We start from the raw sequence: 23241 nt of genomic DNA on the forward strand, positions 1-23241 counted from the left end.
GTATGACTTTCAAAGTGTCATACTGTGCCAAGCGTAATCAATATCGCGGTTCAGTTGTGCGATTGCACATTCCTATAGACGAGTCTCGAACTCCACTTTCTGCGCTTCCGAAATCCCTCTGGTCAGACGCAGGAATGCGGCTATCAGAGGCGCATGGGGCTCGCGGTGGGTCGTCACCAGACCAACCATCGTGCCCGCGTCCGGCTCGATGACGGGAATGGTTCTGAGCGCTTCGGAAGCGAAAGTTTCCGCCAGGCTTCTGGGTACGATCGAGGCCCAGCGGCCTGTGCGCACATGGGCGATCAGTGTGACGATGGAGTCCGATTCCAGTGCGGGCGTGGCTTCGGTGCCGGCCTCGGCAAGAATGCCATCGACGATTCGGCGGTTCTGCATATCCCCGGTCAGCAGGCACAGAGGAATTCGGCTGACTTCGCGCCAGGTGACCCGGCTGCGGTCGGCAAGCGGCGCGCCTTCGGTGGTCACCAGGCAGTAGGTTTCCCGGTACAGCGGAACCTGGATGACCTTGCCCACAGGCTCGTTGCCGAGATAGGTCACGCCGACATCGATCTCCAGATTTTCCAGCAGTGACAGGATCTCGATGGAAGAGCGCGACAAGACGGAAAAGGTCACGCCCGGGTTCTGGTCGACAAACGGTGTCGTCAGCTCCGGGATGTAGGAGAGCGCCGTCGGAATGCTGGCGATGCGCAGATGGCCACTCAGACCGTCACGGACAGTCTTCAACTCCTGCTGCATGGTTCGGGCGTCGGAAACCAGGCGGCGGGCCCATCCCAGAACGCGCTCACCTTCCGGGGTCAGCCCCTGAAACCGCGATCCGCGCAGGACCAGCAACGCGCCCAATTGCTCTTCAAGCTGCTTTATCGCGGCCGAAAGTGTCGGCTGGGTCACACCGCAATCCTCCGCGGCGCGGCCGAAATGCCGTTCCCGGGCAAGAGCAATGAACATTTCAAGCTTGTCGATCATCAGCGGTTCACGATGTGGCGAGGCCACCTTGTCTTGGGGTTGTCCTGCAGTGGAGTTTCCGATGCCATTCCGGCTTCATCACAAGTTTGTATCGTAACATAAAATCAAAGCCTTCGACGGTTCCTCAGCGCCCGCGACTGGCCTGATACCGACTGAGCCGCGCACCCGGCGCCTCCAACCGTAGGAAAGGCATCGAGAGGCGGTATTATTTTGTCCATCTGATCAATTATTTGATTTTCAGCGCCTGCATAACTTGTGAGCATGCGTATTTTGTGATCATCTGCGTTTGTAAAAAAATACCTTCCAGGGGATCCAGATGCTCACATCAAAATCTTTTTCCAAGGCCCGGCGAGCCTTGTTGTCGGCCGCCCTGGCCGTTTCAGTCACCATGGGCCTGTCATTGTCGCCTGCAAGCGCGGCAGACCCGATCAAGGTCGCCGCGATCTATACCGTTCCGGTCGAACAGCAATGGGTAAGCCGTATCGACAAGGCGCTCAAGGCGGCCCAGGAACGTGGCGACATCACCTACACCTTCTCCGAAAACGTCGCCAACACCGACTATGAACGCGTGATGCGCGAATACGCCGAGCAGGGCATGGACCTGGTCGTCGGCGAGGCTTTCGCCGTGGAGCGCGCCGCCCGCAAGGTTGCTGCGGAATATCCCGAGACAGCCTTCCTGATGGGCTCTTCCTTCGGTCCGGCACAGCCGAATTTCGCCGTCTTCGACAACTGGATTCATGAACCGAGCTATCTGTCCGGCATGATCGCGGGTGCAACGACCAAATCCAACATCATCGGCATGGTCGGCGGCTACGCCATTCCAGAAGTGAACCGGCTCATGAATGCCTACATGGAAGGCGCGACGTCCGTGAATCCGGACGTGAAGTTCCTCGTGACCTTCATCAACTCCTGGTACGACCCACCGAAAGCCAAGGAATCCGCCTTCGCCATGATCGACAAGGGCGCGGACATTCTCTACGCCGAACGCTTCGGCGTCTCCGACGCCGCGAAGGAAAAGGGCATTCTGGCTATCGGCAACGTGATCGATACGTCGGGCGACTATCCCGGCACCATTCTGTCCTCGGCCTTGTGGCATATGGAACCGACTATCGACCGCGCTCTCGACGCGGTGGTCTCCGAGGAGTTCGAGCCCGCCGACTACGGCCCCTACAGCTTCATGTCCTATGGCGGCGGCAGCTTCATCGTCGATGAAAGCCTGGCGCCGGCCGATGCGGTGGAAGCCGCGAAAGCCAAGGAAGAGGAAATCAACGACGGTCTTTTCCGCGTCAACGTGAACGACAGCGAACCGAAGTCGACCATGTAAGCGACAGAAACGGTTGCACGCCGGTGGTACATCGGCCGCCGGCGTGCACTTTCGAACCCAACCTGATTTTCGAACTCAATTCAAATCCCTCCCGGAGGTTCGCATGGCGCGCCCTGCCAAGGACGCCCCGGTCCTGTTGAGACTGGACGGCATCACCAAACGCTTCGGCGCTCTGACGGCCAACGACGGCGTGTGCCTCGACCTCAAGCAGGGTGAAATCCTGGCCTTGCTGGGGGAAAACGGCGCCGGAAAAACCACCCTGATGAACATTCTCTTCGGCCATTATGTTGCCGATGAGGGGGCGGTGCTGGTGTCGCGGGATGGTGGTGAGCCGGCGCAACTGGAACCGGGATCGCCACATGCGGCGCTGGACGCCAGGATCGGCATGGTGCACCAGCATTTCACGCTGGCGGAAAACCTCAGCGTTCTCGACAATATCCTGCTCGGCACGGAAAAAATCTCCGCGCTGAAATCCGCGCGTACACCGGCGCGCAGTAAGCTGGAAGACCTGATGACCCGCTCCGGTCTGACCGTCGGACTGGATATGCGCGTCTCCCAGCTTTCGGTCGGCGAAAAGCAGCGGGTCGAGATCCTGAAGGCCCTCTACCGGGACGCACGGGTGCTTGTGCTCGACGAACCTACTGCGGTGCTGACGCCGCAGGAATCGGACACGTTGTTCGCCATATTGAAAAAACTCGCGGCTGCGGGGCTCGGGATCATCTTCATCTCGCACAAGCTGGCTGAAGTGATGGCCTCTTCTCATCGCATTGCCGTTCTGCGGGGCGGCGCCAAGGTGGCCGACCTGCCGACAGACGCGTGCAGCCAGCGTCAGCTCGCCGAATTGATGGTCGGGCACGAAGTCAGCGAAACCGTTCGCGACGCCCGCACGCCCGGCGCTACCCTGTTTATCCTTACCGGCATTTCGGCGGGCGAAGGCCGCGAGGCGCTATATGACGTCGATCTTGACCTCAAATCCGGCGAGATCCTGGGCATTGCCGGAGTGTCGGGAAACGGCCAAACGATGCTGGCACAGGTTATTTCAGGCCTGGAAACGCCCGTGGCAGGAGAAATGAGGCTGGAAGGATCCGCCTTCAGCCATGCAAACGCCCGCATGATGATCGATGCCGGTCTGGCGCGGATACCGGAAGACCGGCATCGCGACGGTATCGTGGGGGCAATGACGGTCTCGGAAAATCTTGCGATCGAAACGATCCGCAAACCGGACTGCCAGCGCTTCGGTCTGTTGCGTTTCACCGCCATGCGCGACAAGGCGAAAGCCATGATCGACGCTTACGACATCCGCTGCCAGGGAGAAGACAGCCCGGCGCGGCTGCTGTCGGGCGGCAATATCCAGAAAATCGTTCTGGCCCGAACCCTGGAGGGCGAACCGAAGGTCGTTCTGGCCGCCCAACCCTCGCGGGGTCTTGATGTCGGGGCGACATCGGAGGTCTACAGGCGTCTGCTGGACGCGCGCGCCCGCGGTGCAGGTGTTCTTCTCATTTCCGAGGATCTGGACGAACTCATGCGGCTGTCCGACCGGATCGCCGTCATTCACCGGGGACATCTGTCCGCCGCCGAGCCGACCGAAACGCTCGACAGGGGCACACTCGGGCTGAGAATGGCCGGACATACCATGGAAGCTGCCGAATGATCCGTTTCGAACCCAGAGGCCCGGTCGCCGTTTCCAGGATGGTCGGCGTTTCGGTAACCGCCGCCCTTGCCGCCCTCGTTCTGGCGGCCATCCCGATGCTTTTCGCAGGGCTCTCGGTCCTGGAAGCCTACGGGCTGATGATCAAGGGCGCCTGGGGATCGCTGTTCGCCTTCACGGAAATGCTGACACGGGCAGCACCGCTCATTCTGACCGGGCTTGCCGCGGCGGTGGCCTTTCGCGCCAAGCTCTGGAACATCGGCGCGGAGGGACAGCTCTACGCAGGTGCCCTTGCGGCAGTCGCCGTCGGGACAGGCCTGATTTCCGGCCCCTCGTTCGTTCTCGTTCCGGCGGTCATTCTGGCCGGCGCCCTGGCCGGCGGTCTGGTGATGCTGGTGCCGACACTGCTGAAGACCCGCCTTGGCGTGGATGAGGTGGTGACGACTCTGCTGCTGAATTTCGTCATTCTGCTTTTCGTGCAGATGATGCTCGAAGGGCCGATGCAGGATCCGATGGGTATGGGCTGGCCCCAGTCGGAGCCTATCCTCGATGAGGCGGCCCTGCCGAAACTGATGGACCGGATGAGAATCCACTGGGGTCTCATCATCGCGCTTACAGCCTCGCTCGGGGTGTATTTCCTGCTGAAGCGTACGGTGTGGGGTTTCGAGATTCGCGCCGTGGGCGAGAATGCCTCAGCCGCGCGGCATGCCGGCATACCCGTGACGGCCACCTTCATCCGCGTCGGCCTGCTCTCCGGCGCCCTTGCGGGACTGGCAGGCGTTGGCGAAGTCGCCGGCCTGAAAGGGTATCTGACCGCCGATCTGTCGCCGGGCTTCGGCTATTCGGGCATCGTGGTCGCCATGCTGGCCGGACTGTCGCCCATCGGCGTTGTTTTCGCCGCGCTCTTCATCGCCAGTATTTTCGTCGGCGCGGATTCCATGTCGCGAGCCACCGGGGTTTCCAATTACCTGGCCGACCTGATCGTTGCCATATCGCTGCTCTGCGTGCTCGTGTCCGGACTGTTCCTGCGGTTCAGGATCCGGCTTGCCAGTACCAGACCTGCTCAGGAGACCGCGAAATGAGCGACATTCTGGAAATTTTCATGTCGGCAAGCTTCTGGGCCGCCGCGATCCGGATCGCGACACCGCTGATCTTCGGCGTCATCGGCGCCCTGATCTGCGAGCGCGCCGGCGTGCTCAACCTCGGCATCGAAGGTATCTTCACCGCAGGCGCCATGGCCGGCTGGATGGCTGTCTGGCTCGGAGCCGGTCTGTGGGGCGGTGTGCTGGTTGCCGCTCTCGCCGGCGGGTTCTTCGGTCTCATCCACGCGGTGCTAACCGTACCGCTCGGCCTGTCGCAACATGTATCGGGGATCGGCGTGACTCTTTTCGCCACGTCGCTGAGTTATTTCATCTACCGTACAGCCCTGCCGGACGTCTCCTCGCCGCCGCGTATCGAGGCCTTTCAGTCTCTCGATATTCCGGTCCTGTCCGATCTGCCGTTTCTGGGCCCGGCCCTGTTTCAACAGACGCCGCTGACCTTCCTTGCGCTGTTCCTCGTCGCCGCGACGGCTTATGTGCTCTACCGGACCCCGCTGGGCCTCGCCATTCAGGCGGTCGGCGACAATCCGGCGGCAGTCGAATCCCAGGGCCTGTCGGTCTACGGTCTGCGGATCGGCGCAATCGTCGCCGGCTCGGCGATCATGGCGCTCGGCGGTGCGTTCCTGACCATGTCCGCCTTCGACGCCTTTTTCTTCGGCATGGTCAACGGCCGGGGCTGGATCTGCATCGCGCTTACGGTGTTCGCCTCCTGGCGGCCAGGCAAGGCTCTGCTCGGTGCCCTGCTCTTCGGAGCCTTCGACGCCTTCCAGGTGCGTCTCCAGACGGAAGTCGGCAGTTTCATTCCCGGACAGGTGTTCCTGATGATGCCCTATATACTGTCCATCGCCGCGCTGATCGTTGTCGCCCGCCGCGCCGACTATCCGCGCGCGCTGCTTGTTCCCTATTTCAAAGGTCAACGCTGAGAGGACCGCCGCCGATGAGTTTTGATCTTCTCGTCAGGAATGCCAACCTGCCGGACGGCCGCACCGGGATCGACATCGCCTGCTGGGACGGCCGCATCGCCGCCGTTGAACAAGACATCACGGCCGAGGCGAAAGAGACGATCGATGCGGGGGGCCTGCTGGTGTCCCCGCCCTTTGTCGACAGCCATTTCCATATGGACGCAACGCTGTCCCTCGGCCTGCCGAGAATGAACCGCAGCGGCACGCTGCTGGAAGGCATCGCGCTCTGGGGCGAACTGAAGGAGATCCTTACGGTTGAAGCGGTGGTCGAACGGGCACTGAAATACTGCGATCTCGCCGTTTCCCAGGGCCTGCTGGCGATCCGTACGCATGTGGACGTCTGCGATGACCGGCTGACGGGCGTCAAGGGACTGCTCGAGGTCCGGGACAAGGTCAGGGACTACATCGATCTCCAGCTCGTCGCCTTTCCGCAGGACGGATTGTACCGGTCGGCGAATGCGGAAAAGAACCTCCTGGCGGCGCTGGACATGGGCGTCGACATCGTTGGCGGGATACCGCACTTCGAGCGCACCATGGAGCATGGAGCCAGGTCTGTCGCCCGCCTGTGCGAGATCGCGGCGGAGCGCGGCCTCATGGTGGATCTGCATTGCGACGAGACCGACGATCCGATGTCGCGGCACATCGAAACGCTCGCCTTAGAGACGCAGAGGCTGGGATTGCAGGGACGGGTCGCCGGGTCGCATCTGACCTCGATGCATTCCATGGACAACTATTATGTGTCCAAACTGCTGCCGTTGATTGCCGAGGCGGAGATTCACGCAATCGCCAATCCGCTGATCAACATCACGCTGCAGGGCCGGCACGACAGCTATCCGAAACGGCGTGGCCAGACCCGCGTGCCCGAATTGAGGTCCCATGGCGTCAATGTTGCCTTCGGTCATGATTGCGTGATGGATCCCTGGTATTCCATGGGTTCCGGCGACATGCTGGAAGTCGCCAGCATGGGGCTGCATGTCGCCCAGATGACCAGCCGCGACGACATCCGGTATTGCTTCGACTGCGTCACCAGCCATCCCGCAAGGGCAATGGGACTGGAAGGCTACGGGCTTCAGACCGGCTGCAAGGCGGATTTCGTGCTGCTGCAGGCGCGCGACACGATCGAGGCGATCCGGTTGAAGGCGACACGGCTCAAGGTCGTCAAGGGTGGCAAGGTGATCGCCTCGACACCCGCGCGGACGGCCCGGCTGGACCTCGCCGGGCGTCCGGTGTCCGTCGACCCCGCAGGATACGCTCCGAAGGAATCCTGATCCGGTTCGGCTAAGCCGACTGTAATAAAGATTTCATCGTTCTGTTTTCTGCAATTCAAATTGCAGCGCTAGCGTTCGCGCATGACAAAGCAGATCCCGCCCTCGGGCTTCCTGAGCGACCTGATCACCAAGAACGCGTCGAAACTCACCGGTTCCGACACGCGCCTGCTGGACGTACTGATCCAGGATCCCTTCCGGGCTGTTCTGGAAAACGGCACCGAAGTCTCGTCCCGCGCAGGTGTCCACCCCGCATCCGCGGTCAGGTTGGCCAGACGACTGGGGTTTGAAGGCTATCCGGAGTTCAGGGCATTCCTCAAGGCCAATCTGGTCGAGGGAGACGCCGATTTCGAGAACCCTGCGGCAAGGATGGCCGCACGGCTGGTGCGGGCGGAAGAAGGCCAGGTTCTGTCCTCCGTCATCGACAGCGAGATCACCGCTCTTGAAGCGTTGCGCAACACGGTATCGGATGCCGATATCAGGCGCTTTTCGGAAACCCTGCGCGACAGCCGGAAGATTTACGTTCTCGGCCGCGGCCATGCTGCGAGCCTGTCATCGCTGATTACCCTTCGGCTTCAGCGCTCCGGATATGACGCCATCGACCTGGGTGAGCGGATGCACCAGTTCGCCGAAACAATCAACACGATGGCGAGTGACGATACAGTCTGGATGCTTGCCTTCAGGCGGCCGGTGCAGATGGTCCAGGACGTCAACAGGATCGCCGCCGAACGCGGCTCGAAGAGACTGGCGCTCACGGATATCCATGCTGCCCGTTTCGATCCTCCACCGCTTCATCACATCAGCGCCGCACGCGGCGAGGCCGGCGAGTCGCAGTCCCTCGCCGTTCCGATGACCATCGCCAATGCGGTCATTCTCGACCTTGCCGGCATCGATGACGGCCGCTCGATCCGGTCCCTCAAGGACTACAAGGCCTTCCGGCAGACCCTGCCCGTGCAATGGAGCCGCTGATGCACTTAACAGCAGCGGACGGAATGGCTGCCAATCCATAACAGAACCGTTCTCATCAAATAACGGCGCGCACTCTACCCGATAAATAAACCTGTTTATTCCGAAAGAGGACAAATGATGCTTGGCAATCTCAAAACATTGTTTCTCGCCGGTCTGGTCGGCCTCGGCGGCGTTGCCGCCGCACAGGCCGATGTCACCGTCGAGTTCTGGCACAGCTTCGATGGCGGCAGCGGCGAATCCCTGGGCAAGATCATCGAAAATTTCGAGGCCGCCAATCCGGGTATTCACATCGAAGCCCAGAATATCGGCAACTACAACGACATCGTCGCCAAGCTGCAGGCCGCCATTCCGGCCCGCCGGGCTCCGGACGCCGCCATCATGGAAGTGACCCGCTACGGCCTTTTCGCCGACCGCGGCGTGCTGCTGGACCTGACCGACTATGTCGACAACGACCCGCTGAAGGACGACCTGTTCGACTTCGCACGGGAAGTCGGCGTCTTTGATGGCAAGAACTACATCGTTCCCTTCAACTCCTCCACGCCGGTTCTTTATTACAACAAGGACATCTTCGCACGTGCGGGCTTCACCGAGGAACCTGCCCTGAAGACCTATGACGATCTTCTTGCGGTTTCCAAACAGATCACCGAAAAGCTCGGTGATGAAGGCATCACCGGCATCGCCGCACCCGGCCAATTCGCGCGCTGGGGCCTGATCATGGACAATGACAGCGACCTGATCGACAGCAAGACCGGCGAGATCCTGATCGACAGCCCGAACACGATCGAAGCCTATGAATGGATGGCCTCGCTCGTGCATGAGCACAAGGTGGCTTCCGCCGACGGCGTGACCAAGGAAAACAACGGCCGCGACGCGTTTCTGGCCGGCAAGGTCGGCATCATGCTGAACTCGACCGGCAACTACACCCGCTCCAAAAAGGCGCTTGGCGACAAGCTGGCGGTGCTGCCGATGCCCTGCAACAAGGTGTGCGCCGTGCCGATTGGCGGCGCCGGCATAGGCATCCTTTCTTCCTCCGACAAGGAAGTTCAGGACGCGGCCTACAAGTTCATCAGCTTCGCGGCGTCACCGGAATCCAACGCCATCTGGTTTTCGGGCACCGGCTACATGCCGATCAACAAACACACGGCCAAACAGCCTCTCGCCGTCAGCGCCGTTCAGGACAAACCCGGCATCACGGTCGCAATCGATCAGCTCGATTTCGCCCGCGGCCGCCCGCGCCCGCCGGTGGTCACCTGGATGCGCGCCTCCGAATATGACGTTTGGCAAGCTCTGGCCCTGGGTCAGCGCGACGTTGAGGAAACCCTCAAGGACTTCGCCGAGCGCACGCGCAAGGAAGCCGAACGGACCAATTAAGGTTCCGGGTCCGAACGCCTGAAAACACCAGCATCGGGCTTCCCGGCGAAGCCCGATGCCTGCCAACAGGTCCCGCCGATGTTTTCCAGACTGACTCCCTATCTTCTGGTGCTGCCGCTGATGTCGTTCATCGCGGTCTTCACCTACATTCCCATCGCCGCCAGCATCAATCTCAGCTTTCGCGAGTGGGACTTCCTGTCGCCGACAATGCCCTTCGTCGGGCTGGAGAATTACCGGCTTCTGCTGTCCTCGCACGAATTCTGGAATTCGGTGCGGGTCACGGCGCTGTTCGCGGTCATATCCGTGCCGATCCGGCTCGGGCTGGCGCTGATGGTGGCGAGCTACTTGGTCCGCGAGACCTTGCCCTCAAGACTGCTGCGCGGCGCGCTGTTCCTGCCTTCCGTCACCTCAACCGTGTCCATTGCCGTGGTGTTCTCCTGGATGTTCGCCACCGACTACGGAATGGTGAACGCCTTTCTCGTGAGCCTGGGGCTTGGCAGGGTCCCCTGGCTTCAGGATCCGCAACTCGCCCTGTGGGTGGTGATCGTCGTCAACACCTGGAAGCAGCTCGGCTACGACATCGTCATCTATATCGCCGGACTGCAGGCCGTGCCGCAGGAGCTCTACGATGCAGCGGCCGTCGACGGCGGCAGGAAGGGGCATGTCTTCCGGCGTGTCACCGTGCCGCTGGTGATGCCGACGACCTATTTCCTGCTTGTTGTCTCGGTGATCGAGGCGTTCCAGATTTTCACCATCGTCGATGTCATGACGAAGGGCGGTCCCGCGGGCGCCACCGACATGCTCGTGAACATGCTGTACCGGGTCGGCTTCACCCTGTTCGACATCGGCCAAGGTTCGGCGCTGGCGGTGCTCCTGTTCATTCTCCTGATCGCGCTGGCGCTGTTCAAGTCCCGCGTTCTCGGCCGGAGGGTCCACTATGAAGCCTGACGAGACGAAACCCGGCAACAGGGTCCTCCCGTGGCTCGCGCTGGCGGGTGGCCTGCTGTTTCTGTTCCCGGCGCTCTATTCGATCTTCATGTCGTTCCAGACAGTCGATGCCTATTACACCGGCACGCTCGACTTCACGTTGGAGAATTACCGGCTCGCCATCGGGCAGTTCCATTTCGCCCGCTATCTCTTCAACAGTCTCATCGTGTCCGGCACGGTCACCGTCATGGGTCTGGCATTCGCCACGATGGCCGCCTTCGCTTTCGCAAGGTTCCGGTTTGCGGGCGGCAACCTGCTTTTCGCGGCCGTGGTCGCGACGCTGATGATCCCCAGCCATATCTCGCTCATTCCGAACTACCTGTCGCTCGCCAGGGTCGGCCTGCTCGACACCTATGCGGGGCTTATCCTGCCGGCCATCTCGAACGGATTCGCCGCGTTTTTCCTCCGGCAGTATATTCGCGGCATTCCGGTCGCCCTTGACGAGGCAGCCTATATGGACGGCGCGACACCCCTGCAGGTGCTGTGGCGGGTGATCGTGCCGATTGCCAGGCCGGCGATTTTCTCGATGGGCCTTTTCATCTTCATTTCCGAGTGGAACAGCTACATCTGGCCACTCGTTGCCGTCGGCGATGAGGATCTCTACACGCTGCAGGTCGGGCTGGCGCGACTCTACAAGGTCAATCCGGGCGAGGACGTCGTCAACTGGCCGCTCGTCATGGCCGCCTCGACCATCACGATTCTCCCGATCCTTCTCGGCTTCATTTTCGTAGAGCGCCACCTGGTGCGCGGCATCACCATGGGCGCCGTCAAATAAATGGAACTTTCGATGACCCGTATTGCATCCCATCGCGGCGGCACGCTTGAATTCGGAGACAGCACGCCGGCCGGGTTCGCCGCCACCGCGGGACTGGCGCTCGAAGAGGTCGAGTTCGACCTTCATCCCACCTCGGACGGCGCTCTTGTCGTCCATCACGATCCGACACTGGACCGGACCACGGACAGGAGCGGCGCGATCCGCGACATGAGCGAAGCCGAGGTACGCGCTGCCGTCATCGATTATGGCGCCGGCGGTCATCCGATGCTTCTGGAACAGCTCTGCTCCCTTTACCGGGACAGCCGTGTGGATTTCCGCTGCGAGATCAAACCCGGACCGGACGGCCGGCCCTATGAGGATTTTGTCCCGCATGTGGTGGAAACGCTTGAGCGGCAGGGCATGCTCGAACGCACGGTGTTTTCCTCGTTCCTGATCGAGACGCACAAGCATCTGGCCACGGCGACGGACCGGCCACGGCTCTGGCTTGTCAGCCCGCCTGTGCTGATCCAACTCGGCCTCCCGACAGTCATCAAACTCGCCAGGGACCACAACATTCCCGAAATCGGTGTTCATGTGGACTGCGCCGACCGATCTATCATGAGCGCGACCCAGGCAGCCGGGCTGGAATTCGGCTGCTGGGCCGCGCACACGCAGGAACAGATCGAAAAGGCGCTGACGCTCGGCGTAAAGGTTTTCACCACCGACAGGCCGAGCCTTGCCATCGCCATCCGCAACCGCCTGCAGACGGACGAGACCAGATGAGCAGCATTCAGCTAGAGAACATCCGCAAGTCCTATTCGGGCGGACCGGAAGTCCTGCATGGCGTCTCCATGGATATCCGGGCCGGGGAATTCGTCGTCATCGTCGGCCCGTCCGGCTGCGGGAAATCGACACTCCTGCGTCTTATCGCCGGGCTGGAGGCCTGCGTGGAGGGCAATATCCTCATCGGGGACAAACGGGTGAACGCACTGCCGCCGCAGGACCGCGATATCGCGATGATCTTTCAGAATTATGCGCTTTATCCGCACATGAGCGTGCGCCAGAACATCGCCTTCGGACTGGAGTTGCGCGGCATGCCGAAGGCCGAGCGCAATGCCCGGGCCGAAGACGTCGCCCGGACGCTGAAGCTCGAAGCCTATCTCGACCGCAAGCCCGGCGCGCTTTCCGGCGGCCAGCGCCAGCGGGTCGCCATGGGCCGGGCGCTGGCCCGCAACAGCTCGATCTTCCTGATGGACGAGCCGCTTTCCAACCTGGACAACGCCCTGAGAGTGACCATGCGCACGGAGATCAAGGAACTGCACACGCAGTTGGGCGCGACCGTGGTCTATGTGACCCACGACCAGACAGAAGCCCTGTCCCTGGCAGACAGGGTCGCGGTGATGAAGGACGGCGACCTTCTGCAGTTCGACACGCCGAGTGCGATCTACGACCGGCCGGCCAATCGCTTCGTCGCCGGTTTTCTCGGCGTACCCGCGATGAACTTCATTCCCATAGAGACCCTCCCCCACTGGCCGGGACGCAGCGGCCTGACCGTGGGCCTTCGGCCGGAGAACATGCGGCTCCATACAAGCGAACCCGAGGGGCAGTCGTTCGCGGGAAGGGTCCTTCTGTCCGAAATGACCGGCTCGGAGCTGATACTCCATTGCGACACCGAACTCGGCCGCCTGACCGTGACCACGCCACGCCGGGACATCGCCGACGGCCAGACGTCCGTCTGGGTGGGGCTCGACACGGACCGGGCGCTTTTCTTCGACAACGGTTCGGAACGACGGGTGGACCTTTAATCTGTTCCTGCCCGATGCCGGAGATCCGTCCCCCTACGAGAGCCCTTGGCCTGAGCCCGGCCACCATGAGCGAGAACCTGATACCGCCTGCAGTCAGAACCGGCGAGAATTCACGCCAATGCGGCGGCCATGATGCGGTCTCTTGTCAGCGGCAGATCGCAGACCTGGATGCCCAGCGCGTTGAAAAGTGCGCTTCCTATCGCCGCCGCGACCGGTCCCTGCATTGCTTCCGCGCAGCCGAGCGGCGGCACGTCCGGCCGGTCGATCAGGCTGACGGAAACCTCCGGAACCTCTGAAAATTTCAGGATCGGATAGTCGAGCCAGGTTTCCGTCGCCACCAGTGGGCCTGCCAGCTTCACCTCTTCCTTCAGGGTCCAGCTCATTGCCTGCAGAATCCCGCCCTCGATCTGATTGAGCGCGCCGTCACGATTGACAACCTCACCGGTGTCCACCACGGCGTGAACATGCGATACTGAAACACTCTCATCCACTTTGATCCGGGCAAGGACAGCGGCATAGGCACCGGCGTTCTTATATCTGCCAAATCCCAATCCGCAGCCCTCCGTTCCCGGCTCCAGGTCCTCACGCAGCGCCTTGCCTTCCGACATGACGGCTTCGATCGCGGCCCGCGCCCTTGGATCCTCCAGGTGCCGCAGTCTGAAAGCAGCCGGGTCTTCGCCGGTCATGGCCGCGCATTTTTCCATCAGCATCTCGATGGTGAAAATATTCAGATGCGCGCCGAGCCCTCTGAGCGAGGACGTTCTGTAAGGCAGGTCATGAACCAGCTTCTTGGCCACGCGAAGATTGGGGATCGTATAGGCGGGAACCGCGTTGCGGTCCGCTCCGCCTTGGGGAAGGGGCAGGTCGGCGGACTGCGCGAGAGGAACCGGGCTGGAAAGACGGGTGGCGGTCACAAGGTTCGCGGCCCCGGCCATATCAGGACGGTTGGCATGTGGCGGGCTCGTGACAAGGACGTCAGCGGAGGTAAGTGTGCCGGTCTCGTCCAGATGGGCTCGCGCGGAGGTCATCATGGCGGCGCCGAGAGGCGCGACCCGGAACTCGTCCAGACGGCTCCAGATCACCTTCACCGGTTTTCCCGGGGCATGACGCGCCAGCAGAGCCGCATCGAAGGCGGCATCGTCCGCGCCGTTATGACCGTAACAGCCGGCGCCCGGTGCGTGTTCGATGCTGATGTCCCCGATATCCAGCCCCAAAACCCGGGCGACGGCGTTGCGTAGCTGGAACACGCCTTGCGAATGGGACCATATCCTCAGCCTGCCGCCCCGCCAGACAGCCATGGCAGCGGAAGGGCCGATAGCGCCGTGACTGAGATAAGCCCGGCTGGCGGTGACTTCGACAGCGTTTGCGTCCTTGTCCGGGACCTCCCCCGTTTCATGGACCACCGTTTCCACACCGGCGGCCCTTGCAAGAAGATCACGGAGCGAACCGGATTGAGGAAAATCGGGTACAGACCAGTCGGTGCGGTTTGCGGCCCAGTCTGTGGCAGCGGTCACCGCAGCAAAGCTTTCTGCAAGAATGCCGACAACGGAGCCGTCGCGAAAGACGTCGATGACCCCCGGTCTTGCCGCCAGGGCTTTCAGATCCAGTGAGCGCAGCACCGTCCCCAACGCAGGAGGATGAAGGATGCGCCCATGGACCATACCATCCGGCGCAAAGTCGTGAATGAAAGGGGTTCCGAATATCCTGTCGGGCAGATCCCTGCGCGGCAGGGTTGGGGACGACAGCTTATGCCATTCCGGCCCCAGCGGGGCCGCATAATCCATCACCGGAACCGCGAAATCCAGATCGACAGCAATATCTCTGAGATCCAGATCCGTCTGCCGTCCGTTTTCCAGAACGCCGCCACCGCGCACGCTCAGGCTGCGGTAAACGGCATTCAGTTTCAGCGATGCTTCCCGCAGGATCAGCACACGGGCCGCCGACGCGGCGAAGCGGAGCGCCATGCCGCCCATGGAGACCGACATGCTGCCGGCCGTGTATCCTTCATTCGGGGTAAGCGCGGTGTTGCCGGAAATGATGCCGATGTCATCCGGAGCAAGTCCCAGTTCATCCGCTGTCATCTGCGCCAGCGCGGTCAGATTTCCCTGACCGAGTTCGACGCGGCCGGTCAGAATCTCGACAGTCCGCCCCGGCCCGAAACGGATCCAGTCGGATATATAGGGAGCTGCCTTGAGCGGCAGGGGGATGCTGAGCCCGGTCATCGGTCTTTTGCCGCCGTCATGGTTTCACCTGCCAGGCGAACCGCCCGCAGGATGCGCAGATGCGCCCCGCAGCGGCAGAGGTTATCGTCCAGTGCCTCGCGGATCCGGGCGTCCGATGCATCAGGCTCCCGGTCGAGGAGGGCTTTCGCCGCCATCAGGATGCCCGGAAGGCAGTAGCCGCATTGCGCCGCCTGACATGCCAGAACGGCTTCCGCCAGCGGATGGGCTGCACCGGCGGCGGTCAGGCATTCAACGGTTTCTATCCGTCTGCCGCGAACCGCCTCCAGCGGCAGATCGCAGGAGGTCACCGCCTGTCCGTCGACGATCACCGTGCAGGCCCCGCAGGTGCCCTGTCCGCAGCCGAAGCGCGTGCCTTTCAGTCCGAGCACCTCCCTGAGGACATGAAGCAGCGGCAGGGAGTCGTGACCACTGACGGCGGTCTGCCGGCCGTTGAGCGTGATCGTCATGCCGTCTGTGCCTTGCTGGTCTGCCATTCAGGTTTTCCCGTCCGCTCAGAGCAAAAGACGCTGCGGCTCGCCGATCAGCGATGCATATTCGGCAAGAAATCTGGCCGCCTCCGCTCCGTTGATGACGCGATGATCGTAGCTGAGATCAAGCGGCACCACGGGACGCGGCTGAAAGGCCTCTCCGTCCCAGACCGGCTGGATGCGGGTGCGGGTGATGCCGAGGATGGTGACTTCCGGCGGGTTGACGATGGGTGTGAAGGCCGTTCCGCCGATACCGCCGAGATTGGAGATCGACATTGACGCGCCGCCCAGTGCATCAGGCGGAAGCTTGCGCTCGGCGGCTTTTGCCGCCAGGGTGGAAATGTCCCTTGCAAGCTCGAACAGACCCTTGCGGTCGGCATCGCGAACAACGGGAACCGTCAGACCGTAGGGCGTATCGACGGCGATGCCGATATGCACGTAGTCCTTCAGATAGAGCGTTGCCCCGTCCGGACTGAGCGACGCATTGAAGGTCTCGAAGCGTTTCAGGCAATGGGCCAGCGCCTTCACATGGAAGGCGAGCGCGGTCAACCTGACGCCGTTTTCCGCCGCTTCCACCTTGAGAGTCTTGCGGAACGCCTCAATCGCGCCGGTGTCGGCCTCGTCATGATGGGTCACCTGCGGAACAAGCGCGTTCGCGGCAGCCAAGTTGCGGGCAGACACCCGGGCAAAGCGGGACATCGGCTCTTCGCGGATCGGTCCGTAGGCGGAATGATCGACATCCCAGAAGGTGGCATGATCCGGCCCGGACGCGGGAAGACCAGCGCCCGGTTTCGAACCGGACACCGCTGCCTCGACATCCTCGCGCGCCAGCGTCCTGCGGCCGAGCGACCGGCCGAGATCCTCCAGATCGATCCCCTTGCGCCCGGCGAGGGCGCGGACGGACGGACTTGCGGTGACCCTGGTCAAATGCGTGTCCCTACCAGCTTGCGGAGATGTACTGGGTCTCCATGAATTCCAGCATGCCCTCATGGCCGCCTTCACGCCCAAGACCGGACTGTTTGGTGCCGCCGAACGGTGCCGCCGGATCGGAAACCAGTCCCCGGTTCAGACCGACCATGCCGTAGTCGAGCCTTTCGCAAACCTGCAGTCCGCGTTTCATGTCTTCGGTAAACACATAGGCCACCAGACCGTATTCGGTGTCGTTTGCGCGGCGGATCACGTCTTCCGTGTCGGAAAAGATCTGCAGCGCGGCGACGGGGCCGAAGATCTCGTCATGCACGCAATCGGCCGTCTCGGGTACATTTGTCAGAACGGTCGGCGGAAAAAAGAAACCGGGTCCGGCCGGAGCCGTTCCACCGAGCAGCAGCTCCGCGCCCTTGTCGATTGCCTCCCGGACAAAGGCGGCCACCTTGTCACGCGTATCGGCGTTGACCAGCGGGCCGACATCGACATCCGGATCGAGACCGTTACCGAGTTTCAGCGCGGCCATCGCGGCCGTCAGTTTTTCGGCGAATTTGCCAGCAACACTCTCGTGAACGTAGAACCGGTTCGCTGCGGTGCAGGCTTCGCCGAGATTACGCATCTTGGCCAGCATTGCACCTTCGACGGCCGCGTCGAGATCCGCATCGCCGAAAACGATCAGAGGCGCGTTACCGCCGAGTTCCATCGCCGGTTTCAGCACCTGATCGGCGGCGGAATGGAGCAGTTTGCGGCCCACCTGGGTCGAACCGGTAAAGGAAACGACCCGCACGCGCGGATCGTGCAGAAGATGATCGACCAGCGCGCCTGATTTTTTCGACGGCAGAACGCTCACCAGCCCCTTGGGAACACCGGCCTCTTCCAGCAGCGGCATCAGCGCCAGCATCGTGAGAGGTGTTTCGGAGGCCGGCTTGATGATCACCGGACATCCGGCTGCCAGAGCCGGCGCGATCTTGCGCGTGCCCATGGCGGCAGGATAGTTCCAGGGCGTCACCAGAACAGCGATGCCCGCTGGCTTGTGCTGGACGATGATCCGGGCGCCCGACGCGGGTGCGCGAGTGATCAGACCGTCCGCGCGCACCGCTTCTTCGGCAAACCAGCGAAAGAATTCCGCCGCATAAGCGGCCTCGCCGCGTGCGTCGTTGCCCGCCTTGCCGTTTTCCAGCGTGATCAGCGTGGCGAACTCATCAAGCCGCGCGGTCATCAATTCCCAGCATTTGCGCAGGATTTCAGAGCGCGCGCGCGGCGTGCGCAACGCCCAGTCGCCAAAGGCGGCTTCGGCGGCATTGAGCGCAGCGTCCGCGTCGGCGATTTCGGCGGAGGCGACCGAAGCGAGCACGTCTTCCGTCGCCGGGTTGAGGACATTGAAACGTTCGCCGTTCGCCCCTTCCCGCCAGCTTCCATCAATGTGGAGGTCGGACAAAAACTGCCGCGCATCGACATTCAGAACAGGTTTGGTCATCGGTCTTGTCCTCAAAGTAGCTGCCGGAGGGGTTCCTCCAGCCGCCCGGCAAAAGCGTCGAGCATGGCGATCAGCGCCGTGTCGTCAAGTTGGTCGCGGGTGGCCGAAAGAGATACCGTCAGGTCGGCCTGACTGCGGCCAATTGTAACCGTCGGCGCATGGGTCGCCGCAAGTTCCGCTTCCGTCAGGCGCGATGCGGTCAGGTCGTAGACAATCAGATCGGCTTGTTGTCCGTCTTCGTCTTCTGAAAGGTCCAGAAGGCCACACCGGTCAGGATCCTGGAAGATCCGCGAGGGTTTGCGCGGAGCGGAAACGGAGACGGCGAGCGACTGCAATCCGGTTGCCGACCTGAAGCTGCCAGCTGCGAAAGTGGCAAGGACCAGATCCGCCGTGACTGCACCTTGCCCGGCGAGCCAATTGCAAAATTCGTCGAAGGCTGCCGCCGGAACCGTGGCGCGTGCGAAGATGCGCTGCGAGGCGGCGCTAAACTGCCCCCCGTCCACCTGGCTGGCCTGCAAACTCTTGAGATGCTCGAGATCGGCAGTGCGATAAGGCTGCGGGTGACCGGCTTTGGCCAGCCGGGTCAGATCGAGCCCTTGCTCGGCCGCCAGGCGTTTCGCCTTGGGTGACGCTTGCACCCTGCCTTCAGGCGGCGATGCCGTATCCTTCGGTTTTTCCGGAATTTGTGGGGCTGGCTTCGCAGCAGCAGGGGTGGCCTGCGGCGTGTCACCCACCTTGTCCGTCGTTGCAGCCGGTGTCGCCGGTGCATCTTCAGTCGGCGCCCCGGCGGCTTTGTCCATGCTGGCGGAAATGATGGCGATCACGGCGCCGACAGGAACGTCCTCACCCTCTTTTGCGCGCAGCTCGGTCACGAAGCCGTCGGCCTGCGCCTCGACTTCCATGGCGGCCTTGTCGGTCTCCACTTCCATCAGGACGTCACCGATCTTCACGGCGTCGCCCGGCTGTTTGTGCCAGGCAAGGAGCAATCCGGTTTCCTGGGCCATTCCGAGCGCGGGCATGATGACTTCATGGGTCATCTTCAGATCTCCCCGCGGCAGAGCCGGCGCGCCCGCTCCGCGACCTGCTCGGGCGTCGGCACGGTCAGGTCTTCAAGTGCGGGAGAGAACGGCACCGGCACATCCATTGCGCCCATACGCTGCACGGGATTATCCAGGTAGTAGAAAGCCTTGTCGGAAATCCGAGCGGCGATTTCAGCCGTGACGCCGAAGTTCTGGTGCCCCTCGTCAACAACGATGGCCCGGCTGGTCTTCTTCGCCGACCCGACGATCGTGTCCTCGTCAAGCGGAACGATTGTACGCGGGTCGATGACTTCCGCCGAAATGCCGTCCGGAGCCAGGAGCTCTGCCGCCTTGCGGCAGACCTGAACCATGGAGGAAGTGCCCACCAGCGTGACGTCCTTGCCCTGACGCAGAATTTCCGCCTTGCCGAACGGCAGCAGATAGTCCTCTTCCGGGACGGGCGCCTTGTCGTTGTACATCAGCTTGTCTTCAAAGATCACGACCGGATTGTCATCGCGGATCGCGGTCTTCAGCAGGCCCTTGGCCTCATAGGCCGAGGATGGCAACGCCACCTTGAGGCCCGGTATGTGGGCGACGAGCGCATGCAGGGACTGCGAATGCTGGGCCGCGGAGCGCCGGGTAGCACCGAGATTGGTGCGCAGAACCAGCGGCACCTTCAGCTTGCCGCCGGACATGTAGTGGGTCTTGGCGGCCTGATTGCAGAGCTGGTCCATCACCAGGAAAAGGAAATCGCCAAACATGAGATCGACAATCGGCCGCGATCCGGTCATGGCCGCACCGACGGCCATCCCCATGAACCCGGGTTCCGAAATCGGCGTGTCGATGATGCGCTCGGTTCCGAATTCCTCCACCAGACCGGAGAGCACCTTGAACGGGGTTCCGGCTTCCGCCACATCCTCGCCGATCAGGAAAATCGCCGGGTCGCGGCGCATTTCTTCCGCGATCGCTTCATTGACCGCCCTGGAAAGAGTTATTTCGCGCATTCAGGCCCCCTCGGCGAAAACATGCATGTCGACTTCGCTGACATCCGGATAGGGCGCTTCGAGCGCGTATCCGACGGCCGCCTCGGCATCCGCCCGGACCTCGTTGTCCATGGAAACGAGTTCGTCCGGCGTGACGATCTTCTGACCGATCAGCCACTTGCCGAAGTTCACGATGGGATCGCGGTGCTTTTTCCAGTTGGCTTCCTCGTCCTTCGTCCGGTAGTAGTCGCGGTTGATGTCGCCGACATGGTGGCCGTGATACCTGTAGGTTTCGAGTTCCACGAAGAACGGTCCCTCGCCCTTGCGGCATCGCGCGACCAGAGTTTGCGCCAAATCGTTCACGGCGAGCACGTCCTGACCGTCCACGGTGAAGGACTCGATGCCGAAGGCCTCGGCGCGCGCTGTCAGCGTCCCAGCGGCGATTTCCGCCGTTTTGGTATATTCGCTGTAACCGTTGTTTTCGCAGGCATAGATGATCGGCAGCTTCCAGAGCGCCGCCATGTTCATGACCTCGTACCAGAGCCCCTGAGCCGTGGCGCCATCGCCGAAAAAGCAGACCGTCACATGGCCGGTGCCCTGGCGCTTCGCGGTCAGGGCGGACCCGGTGGCAATGCCCATGGAACCGCCGACAATGGCGTTCGCGCCGAGATTGCCGTTTGCCTGATCGGCGATATGCATGGAACCGCCCTTGCCGCGGCAATAGCCTTCGGCCTTGCCCAGAAGCTCGCAGAACATCTGCCGGAACTCCGCACCCTTGGCGACGCAGTGTCCGTGGCCACGATGGGTGGAGGTGATCTTGTCGTCGGAGGTGAGCGCCTCGCATATGCCGACCGCAACCGCTTCCTGACCCGAATACATGTGGGTCAGCCCCGGCATCTTCGCCGACAGATAGAGCTGGTTGGCGTTGTCCTCGAACGCGCGGATCCGCGCCATCTGGCGATACATGCGCAGATAGGCCTCCGTATTGGCCTTAGACTTTCTGGCTGCCATTTAAATCTCCTGCGCAGGGTCCCGGCCGACGAAAGGCGCGCCGGACCGGGTGGGTCGGACGTCGGTCAGTACCGGTTGGCGATCGGAAGTTCTTCCGCCGGAAACAGCGAGATCACTTCGCAGCCGGTATCCGTGACGACCACTTCCTCCTCGATCCTGGCCGCCGAATAGCCGTCGGCTGCCGGACAGTAGGTCTCGAGTGCGAAAACCATGCCCGTCTTGATCTCCATCGGATTGTCGAGCGACACCGCGCGGGAGATGATCGGGCGTTCGTGCAGCGCCAGCCCCAGTCCATGGCCGAATTGCAGGCCGAATGCCGCCAGCTCATTGGGGAAGCCCAGGCTTTCCGCCGTCGGCCAGACTTCCGCCACCTTGTCGGTGGAGACCCCGGGTTTGATGCGCTCGATGGAGGCATCGAGCCATTCGCGGCATTTCACATAGGCATCGGTCTGCTCGGGCGTTGCCCGGCCGATGTTGAACGTACGGTAGTAGCAGGTCCGGTAGCCCTGATAGGACTGGAGAATATCGAAGAAGGCCTGATCGCCCGGCCGGAAATAGCGGTCGGTGAAATTATGCGGGTGCGGGTTGCAGCGCTCGCCCGAAATGGCGTTGATGGCTTCCACGTCGTCGGAGCCCATTTCGTAGAGCATCTTGTTGGACATGGCGACGATGTCGTTCTCGCGAATGCCCGGTTTCAGCTCCTCGTAGATCATGTGATAGACGCCATCGACCATCGCCGCCGCCTGGGTGAGCAGCTGGATCTCGTCGATATTCTTGATCTCGCGCGCAGACAGCATGATCTGCTGACCGTCCACCACATTGATGCCGGCTTCCTGCAGGGCGAAGAACATCGCCGTTTCGGCATAGTCCACGCCGACCGGCATGCCCGACATGCCGGCGTCGCGGATGAGGCCGGCGATTTCCTCGGCATAGAGTTTCATCAGGCCGAAGCTTGGCGGAATGGTGCCGCGCATGCCGACCACACCCGCACGGCAATGTTCCGGGTTCAGCCAGTCGGCGTATTTCTTGTGGTGAACGGCAGCCGAACCGAAGTCCCAGACATATGGCTCGTCGTCGCCTGTCAGGAGGCAGAAACGGCACATCTTGTCGCGTTCCCATTCACCGATCTTGGTGCCGGAGATGTAACGGATGTTGTTGACGTCGAAGAGCAGGAGCGAGCCGCAGCCGCTGGTCTTCAGCGCATCCTTCGCCCGGCTCAGCCGATAGCGGCGCAAGCGGTCATGATCGACGCGGCGCTCGAAATCGACCGCCGTGTGCCCCCAGGCCGGCAGTCTGCCTTCCCAGCGCCAGTTCGGATCCATGTCGCCCGGCTGAAGTATCCGGGGGGTCAGGGCCTGGTTCATTTTCTTTTCTCCTCATCGTGGAACGCGGAGCCGGTCTCTCCGGCGCGCTCCTTGTTCTTCAGTCCGCATTCCAAAGAATGCGCAATCGATTGCATTTGCGGGCGAAATGCGTTCCCCTGATCCCCGCCAGATCCGTGTTAGCCGCGACTGACCAGGAGGGCCCCGCCGAGAACCATCGCCAGTCCCAGAAGCCGCCAGACCGAGACCGTCCGCACATCAAGGCCGAAAGCCCCGAAATGATCTGCCAGCATCGAGCCGATGAGTTGACCGGCGACGATGCATACGAAGAACACCATTGCCCCGGTGACCGGCGCGACAACCGGTCCCGAGGCGACGAAAATCGCGCCGGCAATGCCGGACAGATAGACCCACCAGGGCACGGAACCCAGGGTCTTGCGCGACATGTCTCCCCATCCGGAAAAAACTATGAAAACAAGGATGCTGGCCAGGGCCACCGCGATGGAAATCGTGGCCGCGCCGTAGGCGCTGCCAACGGCACGACCAAGCATTGAATTGAGCGGCGGTTGCGTCGAAAGCACCATTCCGACGACAACGGTCGCAAGCATGTAGGGAACCATCTGCATCGT

General features: G+C 62.1%; 21 protein-coding genes. 11 read left to right on the forward strand and 10 right to left on the reverse strand.

What is annotated here, in order from left to right:
- Positions 1 to 72: 72 nt before the first annotated feature.
- A complete protein-coding gene (locus tag OA90_RS18840) occupies positions 73 to 981 on the reverse strand; it encodes a LysR family transcriptional regulator (RefSeq protein ID WP_068415665.1) in 909 nt (302 codons plus the stop codon).
- A 316-nt stretch (positions 982 to 1297) separates the two neighbouring features.
- Here OA90_RS18840 and OA90_RS18845 point away from each other — a divergent pair, with 316 nt between their 5' ends.
- From OA90_RS18845 to OA90_RS18895, 11 genes are all read left to right on the forward strand, one after another.
- Complete coding sequence (locus OA90_RS18845) at positions 1298 to 2305, forward strand: BMP family protein (RefSeq protein WP_068415669.1); 1008 nt, start codon at positions 1298 to 1300, stop codon at positions 2303 to 2305.
- Positions 2306 to 2408: 103 nt separating this feature from the next.
- Positions 2409 to 3956: an ABC transporter ATP-binding protein gene (locus tag OA90_RS18850; RefSeq protein WP_068415672.1), complete on the forward strand. Its 1548-nt coding sequence runs from the start codon at positions 2409 to 2411 to the stop codon at positions 3954 to 3956.
- Positions 3953 to 5035, forward strand: a complete 1083-nt coding sequence (locus OA90_RS18855; RefSeq protein WP_068415675.1) for an ABC transporter permease — start codon at positions 3953 to 3955, stop codon at positions 5033 to 5035. The genes OA90_RS18850 and OA90_RS18855 overlap by 4 nt, the downstream gene beginning before the upstream one ends.
- Entirely contained in the window at positions 5032 to 5976 is a 945-nt protein-coding gene (locus OA90_RS18860; protein WP_068415678.1) for an ABC transporter permease, read from the forward strand. The genes OA90_RS18855 and OA90_RS18860 overlap by 4 nt, the downstream gene beginning before the upstream one ends.
- Before the next feature lie 14 nt (positions 5977 to 5990).
- On the forward strand, positions 5991 to 7283 hold the full coding sequence (locus OA90_RS18865; protein ID WP_068415681.1) for an amidohydrolase family protein: 1293 nt from the start codon (positions 5991 to 5993) through the stop codon (positions 7281 to 7283).
- An 81-nt stretch (positions 7284 to 7364) separates the two neighbouring features.
- The gene (locus tag OA90_RS18870) at positions 7365 to 8249 is read left to right on the forward strand and encodes a MurR/RpiR family transcriptional regulator (protein ID WP_068415684.1); all 885 of its coding nucleotides are present in this window, start codon (positions 7365 to 7367) and stop codon (positions 8247 to 8249) included.
- A 117-nt stretch (positions 8250 to 8366) separates the two neighbouring features.
- On the forward strand, positions 8367 to 9620 hold the full coding sequence (locus OA90_RS18875; protein ID WP_068415835.1) for an ABC transporter substrate-binding protein: 1254 nt from the start codon (positions 8367 to 8369) through the stop codon (positions 9618 to 9620).
- A gap of 78 nt (positions 9621 to 9698) precedes the next feature.
- Positions 9699 to 10568, forward strand: coding sequence for a sugar ABC transporter permease (locus tag OA90_RS18880; protein WP_068415686.1), 870 nt, complete (start codon positions 9699 to 9701; stop codon positions 10566 to 10568).
- Positions 10558 to 11382 (forward strand): carbohydrate ABC transporter permease, encoded by an 825-nt coding sequence (locus OA90_RS18885; RefSeq protein ID WP_068415688.1) that lies wholly within the window; start codon positions 10558 to 10560, stop codon positions 11380 to 11382. Before OA90_RS18880 ends, OA90_RS18885 begins: the two co-directional genes overlap by 11 nt.
- A 12-nt stretch (positions 11383 to 11394) precedes the next feature.
- Positions 11395 to 12144 carry a glycerophosphodiester phosphodiesterase family protein gene (locus tag OA90_RS18890; RefSeq protein ID WP_068415839.1) on the forward strand — a complete coding sequence of 250 codons (750 nt, stop codon included), beginning with the start codon at positions 11395 to 11397 and terminating at the stop codon, positions 12142 to 12144.
- Complete coding sequence (locus OA90_RS18895) at positions 12141 to 13166, forward strand: ABC transporter ATP-binding protein (protein WP_068415691.1); 1026 nt, start codon at positions 12141 to 12143, stop codon at positions 13164 to 13166. Before OA90_RS18890 ends, OA90_RS18895 begins: the two co-directional genes overlap by 4 nt.
- Before the next feature lie 110 nt (positions 13167 to 13276).
- Here the strand turns inward: OA90_RS18895 and OA90_RS18900 are convergent, their stop codons facing one another.
- The 9 genes from OA90_RS18900 to OA90_RS18940 all read right to left on the reverse strand — a co-directional run bounded on the left by OA90_RS18900 (position 13277) and on the right by OA90_RS18940 (position 23232).
- On the reverse strand, positions 13277 to 15388 hold the full coding sequence (locus tag OA90_RS18900; protein ID WP_068415694.1) for a molybdopterin cofactor-binding domain-containing protein: 2112 nt from the start codon (positions 15386 to 15388) through the stop codon (positions 13277 to 13279).
- Entirely contained in the window at positions 15385 to 15882 is a 498-nt protein-coding gene (locus tag OA90_RS18905; protein ID WP_068415696.1) for a (2Fe-2S)-binding protein, read from the reverse strand. Before OA90_RS18905 ends, OA90_RS18900 begins: the two co-directional genes overlap by 4 nt.
- 18 nt (positions 15883 to 15900) lie before the next feature.
- Positions 15901 to 16803 (reverse strand): 2-oxo acid dehydrogenase subunit E2, encoded by a 903-nt coding sequence (locus OA90_RS18910; protein ID WP_068415699.1) that lies wholly within the window; start codon positions 16801 to 16803, stop codon positions 15901 to 15903.
- Between the two features lie 10 nt (positions 16804 to 16813).
- Complete coding sequence (locus OA90_RS18915; protein WP_068415702.1) at positions 16814 to 18277, reverse strand: NAD-dependent succinate-semialdehyde dehydrogenase; 1464 nt, start codon at positions 18275 to 18277, stop codon at positions 16814 to 16816.
- 11 nt (positions 18278 to 18288) lie between these two features.
- Positions 18289 to 19314: a biotin/lipoyl-containing protein gene (locus OA90_RS18920; RefSeq protein WP_068415705.1), complete on the reverse strand. Its 1026-nt coding sequence runs from the start codon at positions 19312 to 19314 to the stop codon at positions 18289 to 18291.
- Positions 19315 to 19316: 2 nt separating this feature from the next.
- Positions 19317 to 20300, reverse strand: coding sequence for an alpha-ketoacid dehydrogenase subunit beta (locus OA90_RS18925; protein ID WP_068415708.1), 984 nt, complete (start codon positions 20298 to 20300; stop codon positions 19317 to 19319).
- Positions 20301 to 21290 carry a thiamine pyrophosphate-dependent dehydrogenase E1 component subunit alpha gene (locus OA90_RS18930; protein WP_068415711.1) on the reverse strand — a complete coding sequence of 330 codons (990 nt, stop codon included), beginning with the start codon at positions 21288 to 21290 and terminating at the stop codon, positions 20301 to 20303. It lies immediately after the preceding gene.
- 65 nt (positions 21291 to 21355) lie between these two features.
- A complete protein-coding gene (locus OA90_RS18935) occupies positions 21356 to 22654 on the reverse strand; it encodes a Xaa-Pro peptidase family protein (protein WP_068415714.1) in 1299 nt (432 codons plus the stop codon).
- A 137-nt stretch (positions 22655 to 22791) separates the two neighbouring features.
- Complete coding sequence (locus OA90_RS18940; RefSeq protein WP_199823768.1) at positions 22792 to 23232, reverse strand: DMT family transporter; 441 nt, start codon at positions 23230 to 23232, stop codon at positions 22792 to 22794.
- Positions 23233 to 23241 lie beyond the last annotated feature (9 nt).

Origin of the sequence: Labrenzia sp. OB1 (assembly GCF_001624695.1) — a bacterium.
Taxonomy (GTDB): domain Bacteria; phylum Pseudomonadota; class Alphaproteobacteria; order Rhizobiales; family Stappiaceae; genus Roseibium.

Coding starts and splice junctions, on each gene's coding strand:
- OA90_RS18840 (WP_068415665.1), bottom strand. CDS start 981: ATGATCGACAAGCTTGAAATGTTCATTGCTCTTGCCCGGGAACGGCAT.
- OA90_RS18845 (WP_068415669.1), top strand. CDS start 1,298: ATGCTCACATCAAAATCTTTTTCCAAGGCCCGGCGAGCCTTGTTGTCG.
- OA90_RS18850 (WP_068415672.1), top strand. CDS start 2,409: ATGGCGCGCCCTGCCAAGGACGCCCCGGTCCTGTTGAGACTGGACGGC.
- OA90_RS18855 (WP_068415675.1), top strand. CDS start 3,953: ATGATCCGTTTCGAACCCAGAGGCCCGGTCGCCGTTTCCAGGATGGTC.
- OA90_RS18860 (WP_068415678.1), top strand. CDS start 5,032: ATGAGCGACATTCTGGAAATTTTCATGTCGGCAAGCTTCTGGGCCGCC.
- OA90_RS18865 (WP_068415681.1), top strand. CDS start 5,991: ATGAGTTTTGATCTTCTCGTCAGGAATGCCAACCTGCCGGACGGCCGC.
- OA90_RS18870 (WP_068415684.1), top strand. CDS start 7,365: ATGACAAAGCAGATCCCGCCCTCGGGCTTCCTGAGCGACCTGATCACC.
- OA90_RS18875 (WP_068415835.1), top strand. CDS start 8,367: ATGCTTGGCAATCTCAAAACATTGTTTCTCGCCGGTCTGGTCGGCCTC.
- OA90_RS18880 (WP_068415686.1), top strand. CDS start 9,699: ATGTTTTCCAGACTGACTCCCTATCTTCTGGTGCTGCCGCTGATGTCG.
- OA90_RS18885 (WP_068415688.1), top strand. CDS start 10,558: ATGAAGCCTGACGAGACGAAACCCGGCAACAGGGTCCTCCCGTGGCTC.
- OA90_RS18890 (WP_068415839.1), top strand. CDS start 11,395: ATGACCCGTATTGCATCCCATCGCGGCGGCACGCTTGAATTCGGAGAC.
- OA90_RS18895 (WP_068415691.1), top strand. CDS start 12,141: ATGAGCAGCATTCAGCTAGAGAACATCCGCAAGTCCTATTCGGGCGGA.
- OA90_RS18900 (WP_068415694.1), bottom strand. CDS start 15,388: ATGACCGGGCTCAGCATCCCCCTGCCGCTCAAGGCAGCTCCCTATATA.
- OA90_RS18905 (WP_068415696.1), bottom strand. CDS start 15,882: ATGGCAGACCAGCAAGGCACAGACGGCATGACGATCACGCTCAACGGC.
- OA90_RS18915 (WP_068415702.1), bottom strand. CDS start 18,277: ATGACCAAACCTGTTCTGAATGTCGATGCGCGGCAGTTTTTGTCCGAC.
- OA90_RS18920 (WP_068415705.1), bottom strand. CDS start 19,314: ATGACCCATGAAGTCATCATGCCCGCGCTCGGAATGGCCCAGGAAACC.
- OA90_RS18925 (WP_068415708.1), bottom strand. CDS start 20,300: ATGCGCGAAATAACTCTTTCCAGGGCGGTCAATGAAGCGATCGCGGAA.
- OA90_RS18930 (WP_068415711.1), bottom strand. CDS start 21,290: ATGGCAGCCAGAAAGTCTAAGGCCAATACGGAGGCCTATCTGCGCATG.
- OA90_RS18935 (WP_068415714.1), bottom strand. CDS start 22,654: ATGAACCAGGCCCTGACCCCCCGGATACTTCAGCCGGGCGACATGGAT.
- OA90_RS18940 (WP_199823768.1), bottom strand. CDS start 23,232: ATGGTTCCCTACATGCTTGCGACCGTTGTCGTCGGAATGGTGCTTTCG.